The 25,729-nt window shown below is 65.8% G+C and carries 12 protein-coding genes; 2 read left to right on the top strand and 10 right to left on the bottom strand.

What is annotated here, in order from left to right; translation table 11 throughout:
- Positions 1-4 precede the first annotated feature (4 nt).
- Together LDZ23_RS25540 and LDZ23_RS25535 are read right to left on the bottom strand one after the other, a co-directional pair.
- Positions 5-4,966: a non-ribosomal peptide synthetase gene (locus LDZ23_RS25540; RefSeq protein WP_008347644.1), complete on the bottom strand. Its 4,962-nt coding sequence runs from the start codon at positions 4,964-4,966 to the stop codon at positions 5-7.
- 25 nt (positions 4,967-4,991) lie between these two features.
- A complete protein-coding gene (locus LDZ23_RS25535; RefSeq protein ID WP_244808257.1) occupies positions 4,992-14,534 on the bottom strand; it encodes a non-ribosomal peptide synthetase in 9,543 nt (3,180 codons plus the stop codon).
- A 209-nt stretch (positions 14,535-14,743) separates the two neighbouring features.
- Here LDZ23_RS25535 and LDZ23_RS25530 point away from each other — a divergent pair, with 209 nt between their 5' ends.
- Complete coding sequence (locus tag LDZ23_RS25530; protein ID WP_008347640.1) at positions 14,744-16,486, top strand: cyclic peptide export ABC transporter; 1,743 nt, start codon at positions 14,744-14,746, stop codon at positions 16,484-16,486.
- Between the two features lie 30 nt (positions 16,487-16,516).
- Here the strand turns inward: LDZ23_RS25530 and LDZ23_RS25525 are convergent, their stop codons facing one another.
- The 7 genes from LDZ23_RS25525 to LDZ23_RS25495 form a co-directional block, all read right to left on the bottom strand.
- Positions 16,517-17,470: an ABC transporter substrate-binding protein gene (locus tag LDZ23_RS25525; RefSeq protein ID WP_051996440.1), complete on the bottom strand. Its 954-nt coding sequence runs from the start codon at positions 17,468-17,470 to the stop codon at positions 16,517-16,519.
- On the bottom strand, positions 17,467-18,225 hold the full coding sequence (gene fhuF, locus LDZ23_RS25520) for a siderophore-iron reductase FhuF (RefSeq protein ID WP_008347638.1): 759 nt from the start codon (positions 18,223-18,225) through the stop codon (positions 17,467-17,469). Before fhuF ends, LDZ23_RS25525 begins: the two co-directional genes overlap by 4 nt.
- On the bottom strand, positions 18,222-20,306 hold the full coding sequence (gene fhuB / locus LDZ23_RS25515; protein WP_008347637.1) for a Fe(3+)-hydroxamate ABC transporter permease FhuB: 2,085 nt from the start codon (positions 20,304-20,306) through the stop codon (positions 18,222-18,224). Before fhuB ends, fhuF begins: the two co-directional genes overlap by 4 nt.
- Positions 20,307-20,400: 94 nt before the next feature.
- Positions 20,401-21,216, bottom strand: a complete 816-nt coding sequence (locus LDZ23_RS25510) for an ABC transporter ATP-binding protein (protein ID WP_008347635.1) — start codon at positions 21,214-21,216, stop codon at positions 20,401-20,403.
- Positions 21,213-22,211 carry a TauD/TfdA family dioxygenase gene (locus tag LDZ23_RS25505; RefSeq protein WP_008347633.1) on the bottom strand — a complete coding sequence of 333 codons (999 nt, stop codon included), beginning with the start codon at positions 22,209-22,211 and terminating at the stop codon, positions 21,213-21,215. The genes LDZ23_RS25510 and LDZ23_RS25505 overlap by 4 nt, the downstream gene beginning before the upstream one ends.
- Positions 22,211-22,456, bottom strand: a complete 246-nt coding sequence (locus LDZ23_RS25500; RefSeq protein ID WP_008347630.1) for an MbtH family protein — start codon at positions 22,454-22,456, stop codon at positions 22,211-22,213. Before LDZ23_RS25500 ends, LDZ23_RS25505 begins: the two co-directional genes overlap by 1 nt.
- Positions 22,457-22,491: 35 nt before the next feature.
- A complete protein-coding gene (locus LDZ23_RS25495) occupies positions 22,492-23,187 on the bottom strand; it encodes an RNA polymerase factor sigma-70 (RefSeq protein ID WP_008347629.1) in 696 nt (231 codons plus the stop codon).
- Between the two features lie 297 nt (positions 23,188-23,484).
- Between LDZ23_RS25495 and LDZ23_RS25490 the strand changes: the two genes are divergently transcribed.
- The gene (locus LDZ23_RS25490) at positions 23,485-24,630 is read left to right on the top strand and encodes a GGDEF domain-containing protein (RefSeq protein ID WP_033536406.1); all 1,146 of its coding nucleotides are present in this window, start codon (positions 23,485-23,487) and stop codon (positions 24,628-24,630) included.
- Positions 24,631-24,633: 3 nt separating this feature from the next.
- On the opposite strand, the gene LDZ23_RS25485 is transcribed toward LDZ23_RS25490, so the two are convergent.
- Positions 24,634-25,611: a M23 family metallopeptidase gene (locus LDZ23_RS25485; RefSeq protein ID WP_081851927.1), complete on the bottom strand. Its 978-nt coding sequence runs from the start codon at positions 25,609-25,611 to the stop codon at positions 24,634-24,636.
- Between the last annotated feature and the right edge of the window lie 118 nt (positions 25,612-25,729).

The following is a 25,729-nucleotide window of genomic DNA, read 5'->3' as shown; positions in this document are numbered from 1 at the left end:
TCTCTCAGATGTCATTGATCGATGCAAGCGAGACGCGGCGTGCGAGCGTCGCGCCGAGGCCTGCGAAATGCGGCGTGGCGAAAACGTCATGAATAACGATGTCGAAGCCCGCTTTGCGCGCCGCATCGACGAAACGCACGACCGCGAACGACGTCGCGCCCGCCGCGAAGAGATCGTCGTGCAGCGCGGGCGTCTGGCCGTCGAAGAGTTCGCTCCATAGGCTCGCGAGCGCTCGCGCTTCATCGGTCTCTTCATCCGATGCCATCGATGCCGCGAGTCCTTCAGTCCCTTCGAACGCGGCGTCGCATGAGTCGAATACCTCATGCGGCGCGTGCGCAAACAGCTCTACAGTCGCGAGAAAACGAGTAACGAGCGTTTCGACGAACGCCCCAGCCACGCGCTCGTTCGCATAAGAGAACGCGCAACTCACGCGGCCATCCGGATACTCCGTCACGTCCAGTTCGAGGTCGAACACGACGCGATGACGCACATCGTCGAAACCTTCGATCGCGAGGCCGGCCCAGTCGCGCGTCGCCATCGCGGCGGGGCGCAGATAGTTGAACATCACCTGGAATAGCGGATTGCCCGCGCCGGAACGCTGCGCGTTCAACGCGGACACGACATCGGCAAACGGCACGTCGGCGTGTGCGTAGGCGGCGAGCGCCGCATCGCGCACGGTCGCGAGTAAAGTCGCGGGCGTATCGTCATGCGTCATGCGGGTGCGCACGACGACTGCGTTGATGAAGAGTCCGAGTGCATCGCGCGCGCTGTCGCCCGTCGATTCGCGTGTCGATGCGAGCACGCCGACCGGCTGATCGCGCACGCCGGTCACGCGATGCAACGCCGCGTTGAGTGCGGCGTGCAGCAGCATCGGCAGCGTGGCATGGCATTCCACGGCGAGCGCGCGGGCGCGTTCGATGAGCGCATCATCGAGATCGAATCCGATGCGGCTCGCGAGCCATTGCGGATTCTCGATACGGCCCGCTGACGGCGCGGGCAATGCAATCGCCGTCAGATCCTTCAGCGCATCGCGCCAGTACGCGAGCCGCGCGCCCGTCGCCGATGAAGGCAACACCAGCGCATTCGATGCGCGCTTTGCAACCGATGCGCCCTTGCGCAAAGCGACATACGTTGCGCGGATATCGTCGAGCCAGAGATCGATCGAAGTGCCATCGGAGACGATGTGATGCACGACGAGCGAGAGCACATGATCGTCATCGGCGAGACGCACGAGACGCGCGCGCCAGAGTTGCTTCGCACTGGCGAGATCGAACGGCGTGAGCGCGTCTTCATCGGTGATGCGCTTCGCTTCGTCGATGCTGCCGGCAACATCGATCACAGGCAACTCGAAGCGCCACATCGGCACGATGCGCTGACCCGGCAACGCGCCATCGCGTTCGACCAGTCGTGTGCGCAACGCCGGATGACGCGCGGCAGCTTGCGCAAGCGCTTCGCGCAACGCATCGGAATCGAGCGATCCGTGCAGCCGCAACGCGACCGGAATGTTGTATGCGGCGCTTTTCGGCTGCGCGCGCCATAAGAACCAGAGGCCGAGTTGCGCCGCGGAAAGCGGCCACACGCCGTGTTCGTCGGCCTCGAATACGCTTTGGCCTGCATCGGATGCGCCCTCGCACAGCCCCGCCTGCAACACGCGTTTTGCGTACTGCGACAACACCGGCGTTTCGAACAATGCGCGCACGGGCACATCGCGCCCGAGCATTTCGGCGATGCGCGTCACCACACGCACGGCCGCGAGCGAATGCCCGCCCAGTTCGAAGAAGTGATCGCCGCGGCCCACGCGTTCGACATCGAGCACGTCGCGCCAGATCTTGGCGAGCGCGGCTTCCGTGCCCGCAGCGGGCGCTTCGTGGATGCGCTCCTTCTTCGGCGGTTCGGGAAGCACCGCACGATCGACCTTGCTGTTTGCGTTGCGCGGCAACGCATCGAGCACGACAATATGCGCCGGCACCATGTAATCGGGCAGCGTGCGGCGCAGATGCGCATCGAGTTCGGCGGCATCGGCGGCGCGGCCCAGCGCGGCGCGTTCGCGTGCATCGGCTTTCAATTCGACATAGGCAACGAGCGCGGCGTGCGCGCCCTTGCCACGCACGACCGCGCACGCTTCGCGCACATCGTCGTGTGCGGCGAGTTGCGCTTCGATCTCGCCGAGTTCGATACGCAAGCCGCGCAGCTTCACCTGATGATCGACGCGGCCGATGAAATCGAACACGCCATCGGCGCGACGCCGCACGAGATCGCCGGTGCGATACAGACGCGCGCCCGGCTCGCCATACGGATCGGGCACGAAGCGCTCGGCAGTCAATGCAGGACGATCGAGATAGCCGCGCGCGACGCCCACGCCGTCGCCGCCGAGATACAGTTCGCCGATCACGCCGACGGGCAGCCGATTCAAGCGCTCATCGAGCACATGCGCGGTGCGCGCGCCGACAAGCGTGCCGATCGGAAGATAGGCGCAATCCGCGAGCTTCGCGGGATCGTCGCCGGGATTGAACATCCACAGCATCGGCGTGATGACGGTCTCCGTCGGACCATATCCGTTGACGATGCGCGCATTCGGAAACGCGCGGCGCATCAACGCGAAGGCTTCACGCGATGTCGCTTCGCCGCCCACCGTGATCGACTTCAACGTCGGTGGCGCGCCGTGCACGAGCGCCCATTCCGCAAGCTGCGTCGCGCAACCGGGCGGCACGTAGGTCATCGTCACGCCCTCTTTGCGCATGAGCTTGCAGATCAGCGCGGGTGGCCATAGCGTATCGGTGGTGATCGCGACCCCCGCGCCGCTGATGTACTGCGAGAACCAGCCTTCGTGCGCGCCGTCGAAATTAACCGACTGGAACAGCATGAACGTGTCGCGCTCGGTCGCGCCATAACGTTGCGCGATGGCGACGCAATGGCGCGCGAACGATCCGTGATCGACGATCACGCCCTTGGGCTTGCCCGTCGAACCCGATGTGTAGATCGCATACGCCGCTTGCTCCGCGACGACATCGGGCAGTGCGATGCGCGATGTTGCATCGTCGGCGTAGAGGGTTTCATCGTCGAGAAGCAGGACGCGTGCGCTCGCTGGAAGGGGCAACGCATCGATGCTCGCGCGCTCGGTGATGATGTGCTCGATGCGCGCATCGTCGAGAATCTGCGCGAGACGTTCACGCGGATGACTTGGATCGAGCGGCACGAATGCGCCGCCCGACTTGAGCGCCGCGATCAGGCCGACGAGCAGATCGACCGAACGGCTCAACGCGACGCCCACGCGCATTTCAGCGCGCACGCCCGCATCGATGAGACGCTGCGCGATGCGCGTCGCGCGTGCATCCACTTCGCTGCGCGTGAAGGCGCGCTCCATATCCGCGACGCCGCGCGCATCCGGTCGCGCACGCGCATGGCGTGCGATACGTTCATGCACCGAGACGAATTCGGGCGCATGTTCAGGCGCATGGCGATTCCATGCGTCGAGCTGCATGCGTTCGTCTTGCGGCAACCATTGCAGATCGCCGACGAGCGTTGGCGGTGCGTCGAGTGCATTGCTCAACAACTCGACGAAGCGGCGCGCGAGGCGTTCAATGGCATCGGCTTCGAAGAGATCGAGCGCGTAGACGAAAGCGGCCGCAAGCGATCCGTCCGCGCGTTCCTCGAAGTTCGCGGTCAGATCGAACTTCGCGAACGGCGCGCCCGAAGGCAATTCGGTCACGCGCACATCGGCGAACGAAGGCAACATGCGGCGCGCGCCATATGCCGCCATGACCTGAAACAACGGATGATGACTCGCACTGCGCACGACGCCGAGCGCTTCCACGACCTGCTCGAACGGCACATCCTGATGCGACTGCGCATCGACGAGCGCGGCTTGCGTTGTATCGACGAGCATCGAGAACGACTGCGTTGCATCGACGCGCGAAGCGAGCGTCAGCGTGTTGACGAAGAAGCCGACCAGTCCTGCCGTTTCAGCACGCTCGCGGTTCGCCGCGGGCACGCCGATTTGTATATGCGCCTCGCCCGATGCGCGCGCGAAGAGCGCGCTCAACGCGGCGAGCAAAACGGCGAAAGGCGTCGCGCGATATTCGCTTGCGATGACGCGCAATCGCGCCGCAAGCGCTGCATCGAGCGTGAAAAGATGGCGCGCACCGCGCGCGCTGCGCTCGCCGGGACGCGCTGCCGCGCCGGGCAGCATCAATATGTCGCGCGATGGATCGAGCCGTGCGCGCCAGAAGTCCAGTTGACGTTCGCGCTCGCCCGCATCGAGCCAGCGACGCTGCCAAAGCGCGAAATCCGCGTATTGAATCGGCAACGGCCCGACTGACACCGCTTCGCCGCACGCATACGCGCGATAGAACGAAGCAAGCTCGGCAAGCGCGATATCGGCGGACCACCCGTCCGACACGATGTGATGCGTCGTCAGAGAAAGCCAGTGCGTGTTCGCATCGAGTCTGATCAGATGCGCGCGCACGAGCGGGGCGTGAGCGAGATCGAAGGGACGCGATTCATCCGTGAGCGCGAGCGCCGTGGCGCGTGCCTCACGCTCGGCGACCGGAAGATGCTCGAGATTCACCGAATTCCACGGACAGCGCATGGGCGCGTGCACGGTTTGCAGCACGCCGTCCGCGCCCTCGCTGAACGTCGTACGCAGCGCTTCGTGACGCGCGATCAACGCATCGCATGAAAGGCGCAGCGCATTCGCATCGAGTGCGCCATCGAGCTGAAGGCGCTCGGTGATGTGATACGCCGCGGGCTCGTCGATCATGCGCGCATGCAGCCACAGACGCGTCTGCGCGAACGATGCCGGCACGCTCGCTTCGCACGCATCGCCTCGCGTGCGCGGCGGAATCGGCAGCGTACGAAAGTCGATGCCTGCATCGGCGAGTCGCGCGACGAACACCTTGCGCTGCGCATCGGGCAACTGCGCGAAGCGCGTCGCGAGCGAAAGCAGATCGGGTTTGGCCTGCGTCATGCGTGTCCTCTTTGACTTGCGGTTTTCATTGCGTCTCCAGTTCATCGAGCAAGGCATCGATGACGCTCGCGGCGTCATGCGCGCCGCCCTTTTCATCGCGTGAAGCCAGCGCGGCGTCGATCGCGGCGGCGCAGCGCGCAAGCGTGCGTTCATCGAACAGCGTGCGCAGCGGCAACGTGAGCGACCAGTGCAGATTGGCCTGAGCGTTCGCTTGCGTCGCGAGCAGCGAGTGGCCGCCGAGCGTGAAGAAATCGTGGTCGCGGCCGATGGCCTCCACTCGCAGCACGCGCTGCCAGATTGCGGCGAGTTCGGGTTCCGTCTGCGTTCGCGCCGCCGTCACGATGCGTTGCGTTCGCGCCGGGGCCGGCAGCGCGTTGCGGTCGCATTTGCCATTCGGCGTGACCGGCAACGCGTCGAGTGCCATCACACGCGCGGGCACCATGTACGCAGGTAGTTGCGAACGCAACGAATTCAGCACGGCGCTTTCATCGAAGGTCTCGGATGCCGCGCATGAGACGTAGCCGATCAACTGCTCGTCGCGCACGATCACGACCGCATCGCGCACATCCGGCTCGGCGCGCAGCAGCGCTTCGATCTCGCCCGGCTCGATTCGTTGTCCGCGCAGCTTCACTTGCGTGTCGATGCGGCCGAGATAGTCGAGCGCGCCATCGTCGCGGCGGCGCGCAAGATCGCCCGTGCGATACAGTCGCGCGCCCGCGACGAACGGGTCGGGCACGAAGCGCTCCGCTGTCAGCGACGGCCGTCCGAGATAGCCGCGCGCGAGTCCCGCACCGCCGACATAGAGTTCGCCGATGCCGCCCGCGGCCACCGGATGAAGCGCTGCATCGAGCACATGCAGTTGCAGGTTCGCGATCGGATGACCGATAGGTACAGAAGCGGATTCGATATCGCCCGCGCTGCACGTCCAGTGCGATACGTCGATGGCGGCTTCGGTCGGACCATAGAGGTTGTAGAGCCGCGCGTTCGGCAAGAGCCTCGCGACGCGCGCGACGAGCTCGGGCGCAAGCGCTTCACCGCTCGCGACGATTCGCTCGATGCTCGCGCAGCGCTTCGCATCGCCGAACTCGTCGATATGCGCGACGAACGCCGCGAGCATCGACGGCACGAAATGCAGCGTGCTCACGCGATGCGCCTCAATGGCTGCGACGAGCCGCGCCGGATCGCGATGATCGCCGGGCGCGGCGATAGCGAGCTTCGCGCCCGTCGCGAGCGGCCATACGAACTCCCATACGGAAACGTCGAAACCGAACGGCGTCTTGTGAAGCACGACGTCGTCGCGCGTCAGGCGATAGGCGTCCTGCATCCACGCAATACGGTTCGCCAGCGCGCCATGCGTGTTGCCCGCGCCTTTGGGCTTGCCGGTCGAGCCGGACGTGTAGATGAGATACGCGAGATGCGCGTCGGTGACGTCGATGGACGCAGTGAGCGTCGCGTCGCCTTGCATGAGCGCATCGACATCGAACACGCGCGCCGTCGAAGCAACCGACTCCACGCGCGCACGCAAGTGCGTTTGCGTCAACACGACAGCGGGTTTCGCATCGTCGAGCAGATAGGCGATGCGATCCGCCGGGTAATCCGGATCGATCGGCAGATACGCCGCGCCCGCCTTCAACACGCCGAACAGTGCAACGACCATGTCGAACGAACGCTCGACGCACAGCGCGACCACCGTGTCGTGCGCGACGCCCGCTGCAAGCAACGCAGCGGCAACGCGATTCGCGCGCTCGTTCAACTGCGCATACGTGATGCGATTCACAATGCCGTCGACCGCGATCATCTCAAGCGCGATGGCATCGGGCGCGGCGTTCGCCATGCGTTCGAATTGCCGATGCAGTGGCAGGCTTTCGATATCGCTCCATGCGCGCGCTGTCGCATTGAAACGCGCGACGTCATCCGCGAGCGCGATCGTGCCGAGCGGCACATCGGGGTTCGTCGCAAATGCGTCGAGACATGTGGATAGCGCGCGATGCAGTGCCGCCACACGCGATTCATCCAGACGCGCCGCGTCGTATCCATAGTCGATGACGATAGCTTCGCCCGCCTCCACGACGAGCGTCAACGCGAAGTCGGTCGCTTCGATGTTGCGCAACGCGCGCATTTTTAGCGCGCGTTCGTCGCGGCCGGCCCATGCTTCATCGACGGGATAGTTCTCGAATACGACGAGCGTGTCGAACAACGCACCGCCGCCTTGACCTGCCCAGCGTTGAATATCCGCGAGCGGCGTGTGAGCGTGTTCGTGGGCTGCGGCGTTATCCGCTTGCAATTCGCGCAGCCATGCGGACGCGGCGCGTTGCGGCAGCGGCTCGGCGATCACCGGCAACGTGTTGATGAAGAGTCCCAGTACGCCGTCGATATCGGCGAGGGAGTCCGGGCGGCCTGCGACCGTCGCGCCGTACGCCACGCTCGCCTTATGCGTCATGCGCTGCAACACGAGCGCCCACGCGCCTTGCACGAGCGTGTTGAGCGTCACGCGCAGACGGCGCGCGGCGTCGGTGAGACGCGCGGTCATCGCAGGGTCGAGCGACGCGCGCCACGAGCGATGATCGTCGAGTGTCGGCGCCTTGCTCGCTTCGCGCTGCGCGATGCGCGTCGGTTCGCCGAGGCGTGCGAGACGGTCGGTCCAGAACGCTTGGTCGGCTTGCGCATCGCGTGTCGCGAGCCATTCGATGAAGTCGCGATAACGCGCCTTCGCGTGCGCGACGAACGGCTGCGCGCGCGGCGGCTCGATGTAGTCGCGCAGGACATCCGCAAACATGCGGGCCGTGCTCCAGCCATCGAGCAGCAGATGATGACGCGTCCACACGATGCGCCATTCATCGTCGGTGACGCGAATCAGCGTGACGCGCATCAGGGGCGGCGCGGCAAGATCGAAGCCGCGCGCGCGATCGTCGGCGAGCCACGTTTCGAAGGCGGCCGATGCATCGCTACGTTCGCGCCAGTCGATCACATCGAAAGGCAAGCGCGCCTGGCGATGCACGATCTGCATCGGTGCGGCTTCATCGGCGGTAAAGCCTGTGCGCAGGATGTCGTGACGCGGCACGGAAGCCTCGAAGGCCGCGCGCAGGCGGTCTACATCGGGAGCGATCAACGTTGCGGCAAACTGATTCACATACGTCGACTGCCCAGGCGCGAACAGCGAGTGGAACAGGATGCCCTGCTGCATCGGCGAGAGGGGATAGATATCGGCGATGCTGCGCAGATCCACAGGCAGGCGTTCGAGCGCCGCTTGCGTCAAACCGCCGTCGCGGGCGAGCGGGAAATCGCCCGGCGTCGCGCCTGCGCCTTTCATCGCGATGCGCCCGGCGCATGCAGCGACGATATCGGCGAGCGTGCCCTCGAATCGCTGCGCAAGCGCCTCGATCGTCGCGCGTTCGAATTGCGTCGCGCCGTAGACCCAATGCAGCCTGAGCGTGCGCTCCGCTCCATCGGCGACATAAGCGTGAATCGCGAGCGCGTTGCCGAGCGGACCGGAAGGATCGCGCTCGCAACCCGCGCCGCCGAAGCGCGGCGTGAACGCTGCGTCGCGCGAATCGAGCGAATCGAACTGACCGAGGTAGTTGAAGGTCACGCGCGGCCGCGGCAATGCTTCGAGCGAAGCGCGCGTCGCATCGTCGCCAAAATGGCGCAGCACGCCGAAGCCGAGACCTTTGTTCGGCACTGCGCGCAGCGTGTCTTTCGCGGCTGCGAGCGTTTCGATCGGCGATGCCTGCACCGGAATCGAAACCGGATAGTGACTCGTCAGCCATCCGAGCGTGCGGCTTGCGTCGATATCGTCGAAGAGCGGTTCGCGGCCATGTCCTTCCAGCTCCATGCGGCACGTCGCGCCGGTCGCATGAGCAAGCGCCGCGATCAGCAGTTCGATCGTCTGCGTGCGATAGGCGAGGTTGGCATCGGCGAGCACGGCACGCGTGAGATCGACTTCGAGCGTCTGTTCGATGACCGCGGCGTCTGCGTTCGTTGCCTTCGCTTGCGGATGATCGAGACGCAGGTCATCGCCCGCAGCGAGTGTGGTGATCCAGTATTTCGCCTCGTCTGCGAAGGGAGAGTGTGTGTCACGCGCGGCTGCCGCAAGGCGCGCGGCCCATTGCGACGCCGTCGCGCCGGTACGCGCAAGACTCGCGGTGCCGCGCGACTGCGCCGCTTGATATGCGCTCGACAGATCGTCGAGCAGGATGCGCCACGACACGCCATCGACGATCAGATGATGAATTGCCAGATAGAGCTTCGTGCGTCCGTCCGCAAGCGATGCAACGAGCGCGCATGCGAGCGGCCCGTGCGAAATGTCGAGCGTGCGCTGAATCGCATCGAACTGCGCAAGCGCATCCGTTTCATCGTTCGCGGCGACGGCTGCGAGCGGCAGCGTATCGAATGCCTTCGATGCCTGCACGATGCGCCATGCGTTAGTCGTGCCATCGCGCTCGAAGCGTTGCCTGAAGATAGCGTGATGCGTAAGCAGCGCATCCAACGCGCGCGCAAAGGCGTCGAGATCGAACGATGCATTCGCGTCGAATTCCACCGATTGATTCCAATGCCCGCGCTGCGGAATGTCGAGTGCGAAGAAGCGCAATTGCGCGGGCGTCAACGCTGCGCTTCCATCCGCCTGTTTCGTCGCGACGACAGGCGCTTTCGCTTCGTTCGTGTCGACAGGCTTCGCGACTAGCGCGAGTTGCGCGACTGTCGCGTTATCGAAAACCTGTTTCGGCGTGACGCGAAGGCCTCGCTTGCGCAGACGCGCGATTACTTGCAGCACGAGAATCGAATCGCCGCCAAGCTCGAAGAAGTTGTCATCGCGCCCGACGTGCTTCGCCTTCAACACGTCCTGCCATACCGAGGCGATGGCTTCCTCGGTGTCGCCGCGCGGCGTATCGCTCGTTACGACGGATTCGACCGGCTTCGATGCGATGCTGCGCAATGCTGCACGATCGATCTTGCCGTTGGCGGTCATCGGCAACGCGCGGAGCATGACGATCGTCGCGGGCACCATGTAGTCGGGCAGGCGCGCGCCGAGCGCATCGCGCAACGTCGAATCGTCTTGCGCGGAACCGGTCACGAACGAGACAAGCTGAAGACGCCCATCGCGATCGACGGGCAATGTTTCGGCCTGAGCCACGCCTTCGATCGCGCGCAATGCCGCGCTCACTTCGCCCGGCTCGACACGATAGCCGCGAATTTTCACCTGATCGTCGAGACGGCCGAGGAAGGCGATACGTCCATCCGCGAGCAGACGAACGCGATCGCCGGTCCGATAAAGGCGTTCGCCGCGCACGAACGGATGCGGCATGAAGCGCTCCGCTGTCGCCGCGGCGCGTCCGAGATAACCGCGCGCAACGCCCGGCCCGCCGATATGCAACTCGCCGATGCCGCCCGGCGGCACGCACGCGCCGGATGTATCGAGAACATAAGCCTCGGCATTGGGCATTGGGCGTCCGAGCGGCACGCTCTGCGCATTGCGTTCATCGTCGGCGAATGCAGACGCTTCGCACGCAATGGCGCCGACAGTCGCTTCCGTCGGACCATAGTGATTGATGACGCGGCACGAAGGCTTCAACGCCTTCACGCGATCGACCAGCGCCCACGGCAACGACTCGCCGCCCGTCACGAGCGCATGCGACGGCAACACATCGGCAGGATGCTGCGCTTCGAGCAGCGCGTGCAGATGACTCGGCACGATCTTCAGCACGCCCACTTCGCGCACGCGCATTTCTGCGGCAAAGCGATCCGGATCGAACGCGCATCGAGCAGGCAACAGATGCAGCGTGCGTCCCGAACACAATGCGCCGAAGAGCGTCGTATGACCGAGATCGGCGGCGACCGTCGAGACCATCGCCATCGATGCGCCAGGCGCGAACGCGAGTTCATCGAGCATGCCTTGCACGTAGTCGGCGAGCGCGCGATGCGGCACCGCTACGCCCTTCGGCGTGCCCGTCGAGCCCGACGTGAAGATGACATAAGCGGTCTGCGCAGGCGCAAGCTGCACGCGCTGCACGGCGGCATTCGCGAGCGATGCATCGTGCGCGAGCGTATCGACATCGAGCAGTTGAGCATTGCCGAGCGCGCGCGGCGCGTTGTCGTCGTTCATCGCGACGAGCGCGAAACGCGCGCCGCATGCGTCGATCGCGGCATCGATGCGCGCGTGCGGCATCGACGGATCGAGCGGCACCGCATAAGCACCCGACTTCATCGCGCCGATCAACGCAACGACGAAGCGCACCGAACGTTCGATGCACACCGCGACCGCCTGCTCCGCCTTCGCGCCTTTATGACGCAACGCGAGCGCGATGCGGTTCGATGCGTCGTCGAGTTCGGCGTAACTGATCTGCGTATGCGCGTCCGCAAGCGCGATGCGATGAGGCGTCGCGCTCGCGTGATGCGCGATCAACGCGAGGATATCGTCGGCTTCGAAGTTCAGTGCGCGGCCTCGTTGCACGTCGCGCTGGGGCATGCAATCGAGCGATGCGATCGGGCGCGACGGATCGCGCACCGCATCCGCGACGAGCGTCGCGAAGCTCGCAAGCCATGCGCGCGCGGTGGCTTCATCGATGCAATCGCACGCGTAAGCCGCGACGAGTTCGATGCCGCGAACATCGTCGGTGAGGTCGAGCGCGAAATCGAAACGCGCCGCGAGATCGGGGCCGGGCGTTGCAATCGCCGATGCGTTCGGCAACGCCGATGTCAACGCTGCATCGAACTGCTGCGCGAGCTTCACGCGCAGCCACTCGTCGCCACGCGCGACGGGCGGCTTCACTGCATCGAGCACGCGATCGAACGGCACGTCCTGATGCGCGAACGCATCGAGCGCATGAATGCGCGTCGCTTCCATCAGATCGGAAAACGTTTGAGCCGCATCGACGCGCGCACGCAACGCCAGCGTGTTCAGGCACAGGCCGATGAGCGCCGCCGTCTCGGGACGCTGCCGATGCGCGACCGGCGTCGCAACAACGAAATCGTTTGCGCCCGTAAGCCGATGAAGCCACGCGTCGAACGCGCTCAGCAACACGACGAACGGCGACGCGTGCTTCGTGCGTGCAAGCTGACGCAATGCGTTCGACGTATCGGCGGACAAGCGCAACGTTACGCGTTGCCCGCGATGATCGCGTTCGGCTGGACGCGCGCGATCCAAAGGAAGCGCGAGCGGTTCAGGCGCGGCATCGAGCGCCTTGCGCCAGAAGCGAAGCTGACGCGCGCCCTCTTCACCCGCGACGAGTTCGCGCTGCCACTGCGCGTAATCCGCGTATTGAATCGGCAACGCGGCAAGCGAAGGCGTTTGGCCTTGCGCGTACGCGCTATAAACATGCGCGAGTTCATCGAAGACGATGCGCGAGCTATAGCCATCCGTGATCGCGTGGTGCGCCGCCAGCATCAGCCGGTGCGATTCATCGCCGGACGATGCGAGCGTCGCGCGCAACAGCGGACCATTCGACAAGTCGAACGCTTCGCTCGCGTGACGTTCTTCATCAGCATTCGAACTGTGATTCACACGCTGAATCGTCACCGGCAAGGACTTGTGAATGCGCTGCATGACGACGCCGTCTTCGTTCTCGACGAGCGTCGTGCGCCATGCCTCGTGGCGTTCGATCAAATGATCCAGCGCGCGTTGCAATGCGTTTGCATCCAGCCTGCCGCTGATGTCCCAACGACCCGCGACGTGATACGCCGCGCCCGCGTCGCGCGTTTGCGCGAGCACCCAGAAGCGCTGCTGCGCGAACGATGCCGCGCGATCGACATAAGGCGCATCCGACGAAACCACGCTTCTCACGATGACCGGATCGCTCGCCTCCTTCTCGCTCGCATCGATCGATGCGGCCAGTGCTTGCAGCGGCGGATCGTCGAAGATCGTATCGAGCCGCAGATTCACGCGCCAGTCGATGCGGATCGCCGCCTGCAACTGCATCGCCGCGAGCGAATCGCCGCCGCGTTCGAAGAAGCGATCAGCACGTCCGATGGGCGCGGCATGGTCGAGAATGCGCTGCCACGTTTGCGCGAGACGGCGTTCGGTATCGGTCGCCGGCTCGATGTAATCCGCGTCGCGCGACATCGACGTTGCGCGATCCGCCTGCTTCTTCAACGCATCGCGATCGAGCTTGCCGTTCAACGTATAGGGCAGGCGCGCGAGCCTCACATACCGATGCGGCTGCCAGGCTGCGGGCAAATGTTCCGCGAGATATGCCTTCAACGCGGCATCGCTTACAGCTTCATGTGCGGGCGCGAAACAGGCGGTTAGTTGCACGCGTCCGTTCGTCGAATCGGCGAGCACGGCTGCGTCGCGAATGGATGGATGCGCGCGCAAACACGCGGCGATTTCCGCAGGCTCGACGCGCACGCCGCGAATCTGCACTTGGTCATCGATGCGGCCGAGATAGTCGTAGGCGCCATCGGCACGTTCGCGCGCGAGGTCGCCCGTGCGATAGATGCGCGCGCCCGGCTCGCCGGAAGCATCGGGCACGAAACGCTCCGCCGTGAGCGCAGCGCGACCGTGATAGCCGCGCGCGATGCACGCGCCGCCGAGCAGCAACTCGCCATCGTCGATGCGCGCGACACGCGGACCGATCACGCGTCCGATGGGCAGCGACGCATACGCATCGGCATCGTCGAGATCGGGCGTGACGTGCGGCTCGACGGGCCAGAGCATCGGCGAGATGACGGCTTCCGTCGGACCATATCCGTTGATGAGGCGCTGCGCCGCGAATACACGACGCACGCGCGCGAACGCTTCACGCGACAGCGCCTCGCCGCCGAACGCGAGCACGCGCAACGAGGCCGGCACGCCTTTGCGCTCGGCAACGGAAGCGAATTCGCGCAGATAAGCAGGCGGAAACGCGGCCACATTCACGCGTTCACGTTCGATCAACGTATGCGCTGCTTCGGGCGCGAACGGCGGCGGCGCCGTGATGACGACGCGCGCGCCCACGGCCAGCGGCGCGAGCCAGCATTCGTGCGCCGCATCGAAGTTCACCGATGCGAAGTGCAGCAAGCTGTCGCCCTCGCCGATGCCGAGCGCCGCCACAAGTGCATCGCAATGCGCGGCGAGCGGGCCATGTTCGACGACGACGGCCTTCGGCGTGCCCGTCGATCCCGACGTGTAAATCATGTACGCGGCTGCGCGCGGATGCACGGGCGCAGCGTCGTTGAGCGCGGGTGCATCGGCGATGTCTTGCTCTGCGTCGAAGCATCGCGTGAAGCGCGCGCGCATCGCATCGTCGGCGTGTCGATCGACGATGCCGTGCGCGAGGCGCGCATCGTTCGCGATCCAGTCGAGACGCGCGGCAGGATGATGCGGATCGAGCGGCACGAATACGCCGCCCGCCTTCAACACGGCAAGCAGCGCGACGAACAATTCACAAGAACGCTCGACGCATACGCCGACGCGCACTTCAGCGCCGACGCCCGCAGCGCGCAGACGCGCCGCGAGCCGCGACGCGCGGGCATCCAGTTCGCCGCGTGTGAGACGTGCGTCGTCATGTGCATTGAATGCGAGGGCGGGCGCATCCGGTTGAAGGCGCGCGAGTGCCTTGATACGAAGATGCAGCGCGGTCGGAAAACTCGTCATCGGCATGAATTCCTTCGGGTTCCGGCCGCATCGGGAAAAGCTGCGGCACGAACGTGGGCCGCTGAAAATGCGGCTTCATTCGGGATGACGATTCGCGCGAAAAAATTTTTACCGCTTTTCATGCGCTAAAGATTCGTCGTGCTGAAACGTCTCTATGTAGAGGTGCGTTCAGCGCCGCTTTCCGACTTCAGTTCAGTGATGCCCTGCCAATGACTGCTATCCACGAGCCTTTAGATTCTTCCGCCACGCAGAAGCCCGCTGCGCGCCTCATCCTCGCGCTGCTCAAGCGCTCGCGCGGCGCATTCGCGGTGGCGCTCGTCGCCTGCGTGATGAACGGCATCGCGAGCGTGATGCTCGTCGCGACGCTCAATCGCGCGCTATCGACGCCTTCATCCGCCGATGGCGCGCTCGCCTGGCGCTTTGCGTTGTGCGCGGTCATCGCGCTCTTCACGCGCGTCGTATCGGGCGTGCTGTTCGCGCGGCTCTCGCAGGACACGATGGCGCAACTGCGCGAGCATGTCGCGCGGCGCGTGGCGGCGGCGGAGTTGCGCGATGTCGAGCGCATCGGCGCGGCGCCCGTTCAGTCCGTATTGACCGACGACGCCACCAATGTCTCCATGCTCTTCTTCGCGTTGCCGAACATCGTGATGCACGGATCGATCGTGTTCGGCTGCCTCGGCTATCTCGCGTGGCTGTCGTGGCCGGTTTGCCTGCTCGCGCTCGCGGCGATCATCACGGGATCGCTCGGCTATCACCTCGGCGACAAGCGCGCGATCGCTTCGCTCGAAGCGGCCGGGCAATCGCAGGACAAGCTGTTCGGCTATCTCGGCGCGCTCTTTGCGGGCGCGAAGGAATTGAAGCTGCATCGCGCGCGCTCGCAGCAGTTCGTCGATGGACAACTCGGCGCGGCAATCGGCGAAGTGCGCGATCATCGGCGGCGCGCGTTCAGCGCCTATGCGATCGGCGTGGGCTGGATCATCTTTCTGTTCTACGGCTTTCTCGGTGCTGCGGCGTTCTGGCCATCGCTCGGCGTGCGCGCGGATGCGGGCGCGACAGCAGGCTACGTTGTCGTGTTTCTGTTCATGCTGGTGCCGCTCGATGGTCTGCTCAACAACATTCCCACGCTGAACGCGGCGCGCGTTTCGCTGGCGCGCATCGAGAAGGTGATGGCGGAGTTCGGCAGTCTGCGCGTGTCTTCTGTTTCTGTTTCCTCCGCCGATGATGCGGGCTTTCACACGCTCACCATGCGCGGCGTCGCGCACTCGTATTTCCATGAACGCGACGAGCGCATGTTCCGCATCGGTCCCGTCGATCTGACGTTCAGGCCGGGTGAACTCGTGTTCATCGTCGGCGGAAACGGCAGCGGCAAGACCACGCTTGCGAAAGTGCTTACAGGGCTTTATGAGCCTGAATCGGGCGTGATCGAAGTCGATGGCGTCGCGGTCGATGCAACGAATCGCGCTGCATATCGCGAGCGTTTCACTGCCGTGTTCAACGACTTCCATCTGTTCGATGCGCTGCTCGGCATCGTCGATCCGAACGATGCGTCGCGCGCGGCCGCGGATGCCCGCGCGAATGCGCTCGTCGCGAAGCTGTCGCTGGATCACAAGGTGAAGGTCGTCGATGGCGCGTTCTCGACGCGCTCGCTTTCCACAGGTCAGCGCAAACGGCTTGCGCTGGTGGTCGCGTATCTCGAAGACCGTCCGCTCTATCTCTTCGATGAATGGGCCGCCGATCAGGACCCGGCATTCAAAGCGGTGTTCTACGAGCAGTTGTTGCCGGAGTTGCGTGCGCGTGGCAAGACTGTCATCGTCGTGACGCATGACGACCGCTATTTCTCCATCGCGGATCGCGTGCTGAAGCTGGAGAACGGAATGGTCGTGAACGAGACGCGCGGCGGCGGCGTGAGAGCGGCAACGCTCGGCGTTCAGGCGAATGGCACATCGGGTTGAACGATGAACGGGGCGCAAGGCCCCGTTTTTTCAATGCTTCGGCAACGCAAGCAGCTTTTCGGTAATCATGTCGCCGAGCTTCAACGCCGACATCGGCCCGCCGAATCCCCAGATATTCGGTTCGACGAGCGTCACGCGCTGTGCCTTCTTCGCGGGCACGAAGCGCCATATCGGCGAATCGAGTGTGGCATCGACGGACGTCGCCGCATTCGATGTCGTCACGAACAGCACGGCCACATCCGGCCGCTTCAGGAAGTCCGCCGACGTCACATACACCGTGCCTTCGCGCGTGGGCTTTTCAGGCCACAGATGAACGCCGAGCGCACGCGCGACGCCCGCCGCCGTGCTGTTACCCGTATAAGCCCAGTATCGGTCGGGCAGGCCGAGGTCTTGCAACAGCGCGAAGCGCGTGCCCGTCAAACCCGCTTCCTTCAGACGCGCGGCATCGCGAGCCAGTCCCGCATCGAGCTTGGCATCGGCGATGCGCGCCTGCTCTTCGCGTCCTGTCATGCACGCGATCGTGTGAAAGATGCTGCGCGTCCATTCGAGCTGCGTGCGCGCGCCGTCGGCTTTGCCGTTCTGCACATCCGGGCTGAATTGAAACAGCACCGTCGGCGCGATGCGATCCAGCGCCGCGAAAATCGGCGCATGTCGATAACCCACGCCGATGATCAGATCCGGCCGCGTCGATGCGATCGCTTCCAGACTCGGTTCCTGACGCGTGCCGACCGCCGGCACGCCTTCGAAGCGCGCGCTGTCGTAGCCGATCCAGCCGTCGTAATACTCGGGATCGACGACACCGACGGGCGTCATGTCGAGCGCGGCCACGTCTTCGGCGAACATGAATTCGAGCACGACGATGCGCAACGGGCGCGCAGGCATCGTCTTGCTGAATTGCGACACGGTCGGATTGCCGGCGAGCGGCGCGCAGGCGAGCGCGCGCTGACCGGAGAACGCGATGCACAGACACGCTCCAAGCGCTATCGAGAGATGGCGTCTTGCAAAGCGAGTTCTTCGTCGCGCATCGTCAAAAGCAGCGGGCAGCTTGCGCACAGTTGCGTCTCTCCGGGAATCTCATAGCGCACGCAGCATACGCGGCGCGCGCGAAACGGGTTGGGCAGAAGCGTCGATCGCGGCGTCGCATCGCGGATCGGCGTGCGCAGCGGATTCGCATCGCCGGCGCGAAAGAGCCAGGCCGCGTCGATATCGGCATCGCTGAAAATCGACCGGCAATTCGCGAGCGAATAGTCCAGCACGTTGCCCGCGTTGCTCCACAGCACGCGCGGTGCGATCTTCGTCATGCCCGCGATCATGCCGATCACGCTGTCCAGATGCGCGACGAGACTCGCATAGCGGCGCGCGGGATCGGCATCGGGTGCGCGCAATGCATCGGCATCGAAATGAAGCGCGGCGGGCATGCCCTCTTTCAGCACGAGATGCGTGCGTTCGGGCGACATATCGAGCGGACGCCCGAGCAGCCTCGCCGCCGCCACGCCCGCGGGCGCCGCGAGGCCGAAGTAGTACTTGCTCCATTGCGACAGCAGCGCGCGCGCATGAAGCGCGGCATCGCCGCCATAGAGCGCGATCATCGCGGCGAGCAATGCATCGCGATGATCGGCGAGCGATGTCAGCGCGATGCGTTGTGCATCGTCGTCCGGCTTGCCGAGCCACACGTTCTGCAGATACGGCGCAAGCTCGGGCGGCGCGAATTCAGCGAAGGAACGCGCTTGCTCTGTCATCGCGCGCGACCCTTCTCGCGACGCGTTTCGATGACGAGCAGCGCCAGCATGTAAGGCGCGCCGATCAGCGCGGTCAGCACGCCCGCCGGAATCTCGCGCGGCGCGAGCAGGGTGCGCGCGGCGAGATCGGCGGCGGCGAGCACGAGCGCGCCCAGCAATGCCGCGAGCCAGAGCCGCGTGCCGTGCGTGCGCGCGCCGAGCATCGTCGCGAGATGCGGCGCCATCAGGCCGATGAAGCCGACCGGCCCGACCGCCGCCACCGCCGCGCACGCGGCGAGCGTCGCGACCGTGAGCACGAGCGGACGCAGGAGCGCGATCGGCAGGCCGAGCGCCAGCGCCTGTTCGTCGCCGAGCGCGAGCAGATCGAGCGGACGCGCGAGCAACGCCAGCACCGGCAGCGCGAGCGCGCACCACGGCAGAATCGTCGCGACTTCGCCCCAGCTTCGCCCATACGTGCCGCCGACGAGCCACACGACAAAACGCGCCGGCTGCACGCTCTGCTGCGTGATGAGCCATTGCGCGAGCGTCGTGCATAACGTGCCGATGACGATGCCCGTCAGCGCCACCGCGAGCGGCGCGTATCGATGCCGCCGATTGAAAAGCAGCGTGATGGCGAGCGTCGCGCCGCCGCCGGTCAACGCGGCCGCCGCGAGAAAGAGATGCCCGGCGAGCGGCCAGATCATCAGCGCGGCGAGCGTCGCGAGACCCGCGCCTTGCGTCACGCCGAGCACTTCCGGTCCGGCGAGCGGATTGCGCACGATGCTCTGCATCAGCACGCCGCTCGATGCGAGCAGCGCGCCCGCGAGCAACGCGCACAAAAGACGCGGCACGCGCAGTTCGAGCAGCATGCGGGCGATGTCGTCGCGGTGCGCGAGCGCATCGATCCAGCGCGCGGGGCCGAGCATCGTCGGGCCGACGGATGCGCCGATCGCGAGCACCGCGCATCCGATGGCGAGGAGCAAAGCGGCGAGCGCAGGCGACGGCCACGCGGACAACGCCCGCACCGCGCCCATGCCGCGCCGCGCCGATTCGCGCGCCTGGCCCGCGTGCAGCGCGCCGGACCACGCCGCGCCGCTCCTGATCATCGCGAGCATCAGCGGCGTGCCGACGAATGCGATCGCGACGCCCGTCGACAAGGTCGAATCGAGATCGAGCGCGAGCACGGCGCTGTCGGTCGCGAGCACGAGCGCGCCGCCCGCGAGCGCGGAGAGCGGCACGAGCGCCGCGAGCTTCGACGCTTTGGCGCCGCGCAGGTGACGCAGCAGATTCGGCGCGATCAGCCCGACGTACGACAGCGGGCCCGCGATCGCCACCGCGACGCTCGCGAAGCCGACCGCGACCGTCATCGCGAAGAGGCGCGTCGCATCGACGTTCACGCCGGCGGAGGCAGCGGCATCGTCGCCGAGCGCGAGCGGATCGAGCGGGCGCATCACGAACGGCAGCGCGAGAAGCGGCAACACGAGCCAGCGCAGCGCCGACATCAATCCCGTCGCGCCGGGCTGATACAGACTGCCGCTCGCCCACAGCGACGCGCCGACGACCGTCTGCTCGAAGAACGCGAGCAAGAGCGTCGAGATCGCGGAAAAAAGCAGCATGCACACGCTGCCCGCGAGCACGAGGCGCAAGGGCGTCGCGCGCCAGCCGCCCGCCGCGGCCGCGACGCAACCCGCCGCCGCGAGCCCGCAGACGAACAGCAACGGCACCGACGCCGCGCCGACCACCTCCGGCGCGATCATCGCCGCGAGCAGCCCGAGCTGCGCGCCGCCGGTGATGCCGAGCAGATCGGGCGCGGCGAGCGGGTTGCGCGTCAGCGCCTGAAAGAGCGTGCCCGCGACCGCGAGACAGCCGCCCGCGACGAGCGCGGCGGCCACGCGCGGCGCGCCCAGATCGAAGAGAAAGACATGCGCGAGACGCGCGGCATCCGTGCCCGATGGCGCATCGAGCCACGCGCGCAGTTCGGGATAGAGACGCAGCGCGGCCAGCGCGAGAATCAGCGCGATCAACGCACACGCGATCGCGCCCGCGCGATTCGGCGCGGCCACGCGATCCCGCGATGCGTTTGCCGTGGCGAGCGTCGTCATGTCGTTCGGCGTCCGGCGATCAGATCGATGGCGAGCGACACGCGCGCCCAGAACGAATGCGCGCGATGCAGGCGGCGGCGAGTCGCGAGCGTCGTCATGCGGCGATGCTCCGTTCTTCGACGCCATCGTAAGCGGGCACGCACATCGGCGCGCCCGTCTGCGGATGCGTGACGCGCAGCATGCGAACGCCGAAAGTCTCCAGCAAATGACGCGGATCGATCATCGCTTCGGGCGAGCCTTGCGCGACGATACGCCCCGCGCGCATCAGCACGATTTCGTCGGAGAACGCCGCCGCCTGATTCAGGTCGTGCAGCACCCAGACGATCGTGAGTCCGCGCTCGCGATTGAGCCGCCGCAATTCCCGCAGGATGTCGAGCTGATGATGGATGTCGAGGTACGTCGTCGGCTCGTCGAGCAGCACGATCGGCGCTTCCTGCGCGAGCGCCATCGCGATCCACGCACGCTGACGCTCGCCGCCGGAAAGCGCGGCGACATCGCGCGCGGCATCGTCGACGAGTCCGCTCGCGTCGAGCGCCGCATCGATCGCCGCGTGGTCCGCGCGCGTGAGACCGCGCATCCAGCCGCCGTGCGCGTAGCGTCCGTAGGCGACGAGTTCGCGCACCGTGAGTCCCGCCGGAATCTGATTGAACTGCGCGAGCATGGTGAGCGTGCGGGCGAGCGCGCGGCGGCGCATCGATGCGAGCGGCTTGCCGTTCACGTCGACCGATCCCGCGCGCGCCGCCTGCAAACCGGCGAGCGTGCGCAACAACGTGCTCTTGCCGCAGCCGTTCGGTCCGCATAACGCGGTGACGCGCCCTTCGGCGATATCGATGTCGAGGTTTTCCAGCACGACGTCGTCGCGATAGGCGACCGTCAACGAACGCGCGCGCAGCGCCACGGACAATGTCATCGCGCCTCGCGGTAACTCTGCGCCATCGCCACGACGACGCGGCGCGGTCCTTCGAACGGATCGCGCGCGTGCGCGGTCAGCATGTTGTCGAGCATCAGCACGTCGCCGGTGAGCCACGGAAATGCGATGCGCTTTTCGTCGAGCACCGCGCGGATCTCGGCGAGCGCATCGGCTTCGAGCGGCGCGCCGTCGCCGTAAAAGACGTTGCGCGGCACGTTTTCCAATCCGACGGCATCGACGAGCGCTTCCTGCATGTCGTCGTCGAGCGCGGAAAGATGAAAGAGATTCGCCTGATTGAACCAGACCATGTCGCCCGTGCGCGGATGCCGCGCGACCGCCTGACAACGCTCTTCCGTGCGCAGCAGCAGTTCGCCGTCGTCGCTGTCGCGCCACGCGCAGGCAATCCCGCGCGCCGCGCAGATGCGCTCGACCTCGCGCGGATCGTCCGTGCCGAACGCGTTCTGCCACGGCAGATCGAGTCCTTGCCCGAAGTTGCGCACGTACAGCAGCTCGCGCTTCGCGAAGCGTTCGACGAGCGCCGGACCGAGCGCGCGATACACCGCGCGGCTGTCGGCGATCGGCGTCGCGCCGCCCGCACGCGCCGCGAGCGCGCAGTGGAACCAGATGCGCATCGGCCATTCGCGCGTGTACGACTGCTCGTTGTGCAGCGGAATCGAGCGATGCGGCGGATATTCCGTCGACGTGTACACCGCGCCCTCGACCTGGCTGCGCGGCGTCGAGGCGAATTCGTAGCCGATCAGCGGATCGCCGAACGACGCGGCGAATTGCTGGAACGCCTCGATCGACTCGACGCGAAAGCCGGTGAAGCGCACGCCGCCCGCGCGTTCGAGCGATTCCGCGACGATCGAATGCAGCAGCGGCGCGGCATCGGCGAGCGACAGATCGACGCCCGCGCGCGGCGATACGACGACCGGCAAGCCCGGCTCGATCCGCAGATCGGCGAGCGCGGGCGCGGTCACGGAGAGCGCGCTCATCAGTTCAGGCTCGCGCGGGCTTGTGTGGCGATGGCGTCCATGTGACGGCGCAGGCTCGCGGGGCGCATGTCGGTCCAGACCTGTTCGATGTACGCGAGGCAATCGGCCTTCGCGCCGCGCTTGCCGGCTTCGCGCCAGCCCGCGGGCACGTCGCGGAACGTCGGCCAGATCGAATACTGCTCTTCGTCGTTGATGACGACCGTGTAGACGAGATCGTCGGCTGCGTGGTTCTGCTGTTGCGACATGGTGATGTCTCTCTCTGCGAGTTGGCCTATATCGACTAGACGGATGAGCGGCGCGCTTTTTTACCGCCGACGAACGCCGGACACGCGACATTGCGTTCGCGCGCGTCGAGGCAAGCGGCGCAATGCTGCTGGGCGTCGCGCACCATGAAGTGCACGAGCGTCTGCGAGACGTTCAGCGCGCGCGCCGCGCTTTGCAGCGTCTCGTCGCGCAGCCGCACCATTTCGAAGGCGGCGCGATTGCGCTCGGGCAACTGCGCGAGCGCATCGCAGACGCGGTGCAGCGTGTCGCGGGCCTGCGCGCGCGCTTCGGGCGAGAGTTCGTGCGAGGGCACGTCGAGGCCGTCCTCCTCGTCCGCGCGATAGATGTTTTCGAGGCTTTGCCGCCTGCACGCGTCGATCGACGCATTGCGCACCATGCGCGCGATGTAGCCCATCGGCTGACGCACGGCGTCCTGCTGCGGCAAGTCGATGAGACTGACGAAGACGTCATGCACCACGTCCTCGGCACGGCTCGCGCAACCGACGACGCCGCGCGCCATGTTCACGAGCATCTGCCGGTTGGCGATGGCGAGATCGAGCAGGCTGCGCCCGGTGGCTTCGCGCTCGGGCGGCGCCGGACGCGCGACGGCGGGTTCGCGCCGATGCCAGTAAGCATCGAGAGGCAGATTCGAAGGCGGCGGCGAGGTCGAAGAACGCTTCGACGATGCCGGCTGTATGTGCATGTAAGCCATAAATCGTGCTCCACTTCCGTAGGAGTCGCGAAGCTAACGTAAACGCGAATCGTTCTCAATAAAGCCCTACATGACAGCAGGTCGTAAGGTTTCGCGCGATTCGGACGGATTCCCTGAGCGGATATGGACGCGCGCGAAGCGGACAAAAAGTCAAGAACACGCCGCGTATAACTATTTTTTATCGCCTATTCCCAACCGATTGCACGACGTTGTTAAGCGGCGGCCTACTAAAGTTTCGATGCGAACGACCGTTATCCGCAGTGTGGTCCGGCCCGACCGTGACGCGAAAAGCCCGATATGGAACAACAAACTGAGGTGTTCACCCTGCCGCGCGGACGTGCGGCGACGTGGTTGCTGCACGCGGGAGCCGACATTCCCCGCGCGATCCGCGTCGCCCTCGTCGGAAGCCTGTTCGGCACGCTGCCGATATTCGCGGGCGGCGTGCTGAACACGGTCGCCGTCGCGTGGGTGCTGGACGGCCGCCATCCGACGCCCGCATTCCACATCTGGCTCGCGCTCGAAATCGCCGTGTGTCTCGTGCGGCTCGTCGTGCTCGTCGTCGCGCGACGCCGCGCGCGCGAGCGCGAATCGACGCTGACGGATACCTACGTGCTTCTCGCGCCGCTTTGGGGCGCAACCGTCGGCTACGGCGCGCTGGTCTCCGTGCTGTCGGGCGACTGGGTCGCCGCGACACTGTCGTTTCTGTCCGCCGCCGCGATGGTCGGCGGCATCTGCTTCCGCAATTTCGGCGCGCCGCGTCTCGTCGCGGTGATGATCTTTTTGTCGCTCGGGCCGTGCTGCATCGGCGCGGTGCTCTCGGGCGAGCCGACGCTCTGGCTCACGCTTTTGCAAATCCCGTTTTATCTTTTTGCGATGAGCGCCGCCGCGTGGCGTCTGAACGGCATGCTCGTCTCCACGATGAAAGCCGAACAGGAAAACGATCGCCGCGCGCGCCACGACGAACTGACCGGGCTCCTCAACCGCGCGGGTCTTTTCCGGGCGGTCCGGTCGAGCGCGCCGGAGCACACCGCCCTGCTCTATCTCGATCTCGACGGCTTCAAGGCCATCAACGACGCCCACGGCCACGAAATCGGCGATACGCTGCTCGCGCTGGTCGCGCGCCGTTTGCGGCATCTGTCGGGCGAAGGATCGCTGGTCGCGCGGCTCGGCGGCGACGAGTTCGTGATCGTCACGCCGCCGCAGGCCGATCCGCTCGCGCTCGCGGATGTCATCGTGCGCGAGTTGTCGAAGCCCTTCGTCACCGATGCCGGCGCGATGCTGGAGATCGGCGTGAGCATCGGCGTCGCGATGTTCGATCATCATCACGACGAACTCGACGGCGTGCTGCGCGACGCCGACAACGCGCTCTACGAAGCCAAGCGCGCAGGCAAGAGCCGCCGCGTTCTGGCGGGCGTGCGGGAATCGGCCGGTCTCGCCGTCTGAACGTCAGCCGTTGAGCTCGGCGCTCAGCGCTTCCGCTTCCCTCGCGAATCGCTGGCGTTCTTCGCCGTGCAGACGATCGTCGCCGGGAAGATCGACGGTGAGCGGATCCATCGCGACGTCATCGACGTGCACTTCGTAGTGCAGATGCGGTCCGGTCGCCCAACCCGTTTCGCCGACATAGCCGATCACCTGCCCGCGCTGCACCGTTCCGCCAGTCCTGATGCCTTTCGCGAAACGCGAAAGATGCGCGTAGACGGTCGAATACGGCGGCGGATTTTCCAGCATGACGACCTTGCCGTAACCCGTCTGCCTGCCGACAAACGTCACCTTGCCCTGCGCCGTCGCGTGCACCGGCGTCCCGATGGGCGCGGCGAGATCGACGCCGTCGTGACTTTGCCAGCGATGCACGACCGGATCGAACCTTCGCAGCGAGAAATCCGACGATACCCGCGTGAACGCAACCGGATAGCGCGAGAACGCGGGTTTTGTGCTCTTGCCGTCCTTCGCGTAATAGCGCGTTTCGCCGTTCGGATCGCGATAAAGGAACACGTCGTGCGATGACGATCCGGTCGTCAGACGCACGGCGAGCGGCGGGTCATCGGCGGTTGCGCTGCCTTGCGGACGGTCATAGACCACGCTGAGCGTGTCGCCTTTTCTGAGATCGCGCCGCATGTCGACGTTGCTCGCGAACGCTTCGGTGAGCGTCGCGATCGTCCCTTGGTCGATGCCGAGGCTTTGCGCGGCATCGGAGAACGTCTCGTCGACGGTCGCGCTTTCAGTGGTGCGTGTCGGCGCGGGCGGCGTTTTCGGCGCGGCGCGTTGGGGCAGCGATACGGCGGGCGTGTAGTCCTTATCGGCCGAAGGCGCGGTCGGACGATGCAGCGCGTTGCAGATCACGACCGTACAGATGGAACCGATCGCGCAAGTGAAAAGCAGTCGGCCTGCCTTGCCGGGCAAGGCGTTGGAAGAAGATAAAGGCATTGGCGGGAGGCGGATCGAGCGACGCGCGCTTAGGGCGCATCGGTCGAAGGATCAGAAGGCGCGGCGCGGGCCGCGAGTGTCGGGAAAACGCGCGTGTCATTCGATCTGCCGCGAAAGC

Origin of the sequence: Caballeronia zhejiangensis, assembly GCF_022879815.1 — a bacterium.
Classification (GTDB): Bacteria; Pseudomonadota; Gammaproteobacteria; order Burkholderiales; family Burkholderiaceae; genus Caballeronia; species Caballeronia zhejiangensis.
This window is presented reverse-complemented; position numbering and strand designations above follow the sequence as displayed.

Coding starts and splice junctions, on each gene's coding strand:
- LDZ23_RS25540 (WP_008347644.1), bottom strand. CDS start 4,966: ATGACGCAGGCCAAACCCGATCTGCTTTCGCTCGCGACGCGCTTCGCG.
- LDZ23_RS25535 (WP_244808257.1), bottom strand. CDS start 14,534: ATGACGAGTTTTCCGACCGCGCTGCATCTTCGTATCAAGGCACTCGCG.
- LDZ23_RS25530 (WP_008347640.1), top strand. CDS start 14,744: ATGACTGCTATCCACGAGCCTTTAGATTCTTCCGCCACGCAGAAGCCC.
- fhuF (WP_008347638.1), bottom strand. CDS start 18,225: ATGACAGAGCAAGCGCGTTCCTTCGCTGAATTCGCGCCGCCCGAGCTT.
- fhuB (WP_008347637.1), bottom strand. CDS start 20,306: ATGACGACGCTCGCCACGGCAAACGCATCGCGGGATCGCGTGGCCGCG.
- LDZ23_RS25510 (WP_008347635.1), bottom strand. CDS start 21,216: ATGACATTGTCCGTGGCGCTGCGCGCGCGTTCGTTGACGGTCGCCTAT.
- LDZ23_RS25505 (WP_008347633.1), bottom strand. CDS start 22,211: ATGAGCGCGCTCTCCGTGACCGCGCCCGCGCTCGCCGATCTGCGGATC.
- LDZ23_RS25500 (WP_008347630.1), bottom strand. CDS start 22,456: ATGTCGCAACAGCAGAACCACGCAGCCGACGATCTCGTCTACACGGTC.
- LDZ23_RS25495 (WP_008347629.1), bottom strand. CDS start 23,187: ATGGCTTACATGCACATACAGCCGGCATCGTCGAAGCGTTCTTCGACC.
- LDZ23_RS25490 (WP_033536406.1), top strand. CDS start 23,485: ATGGAACAACAAACTGAGGTGTTCACCCTGCCGCGCGGACGTGCGGCG.
- LDZ23_RS25485 (WP_081851927.1), bottom strand. CDS start 25,611: ATGCCTTTATCTTCTTCCAACGCCTTGCCCGGCAAGGCAGGCCGACTG.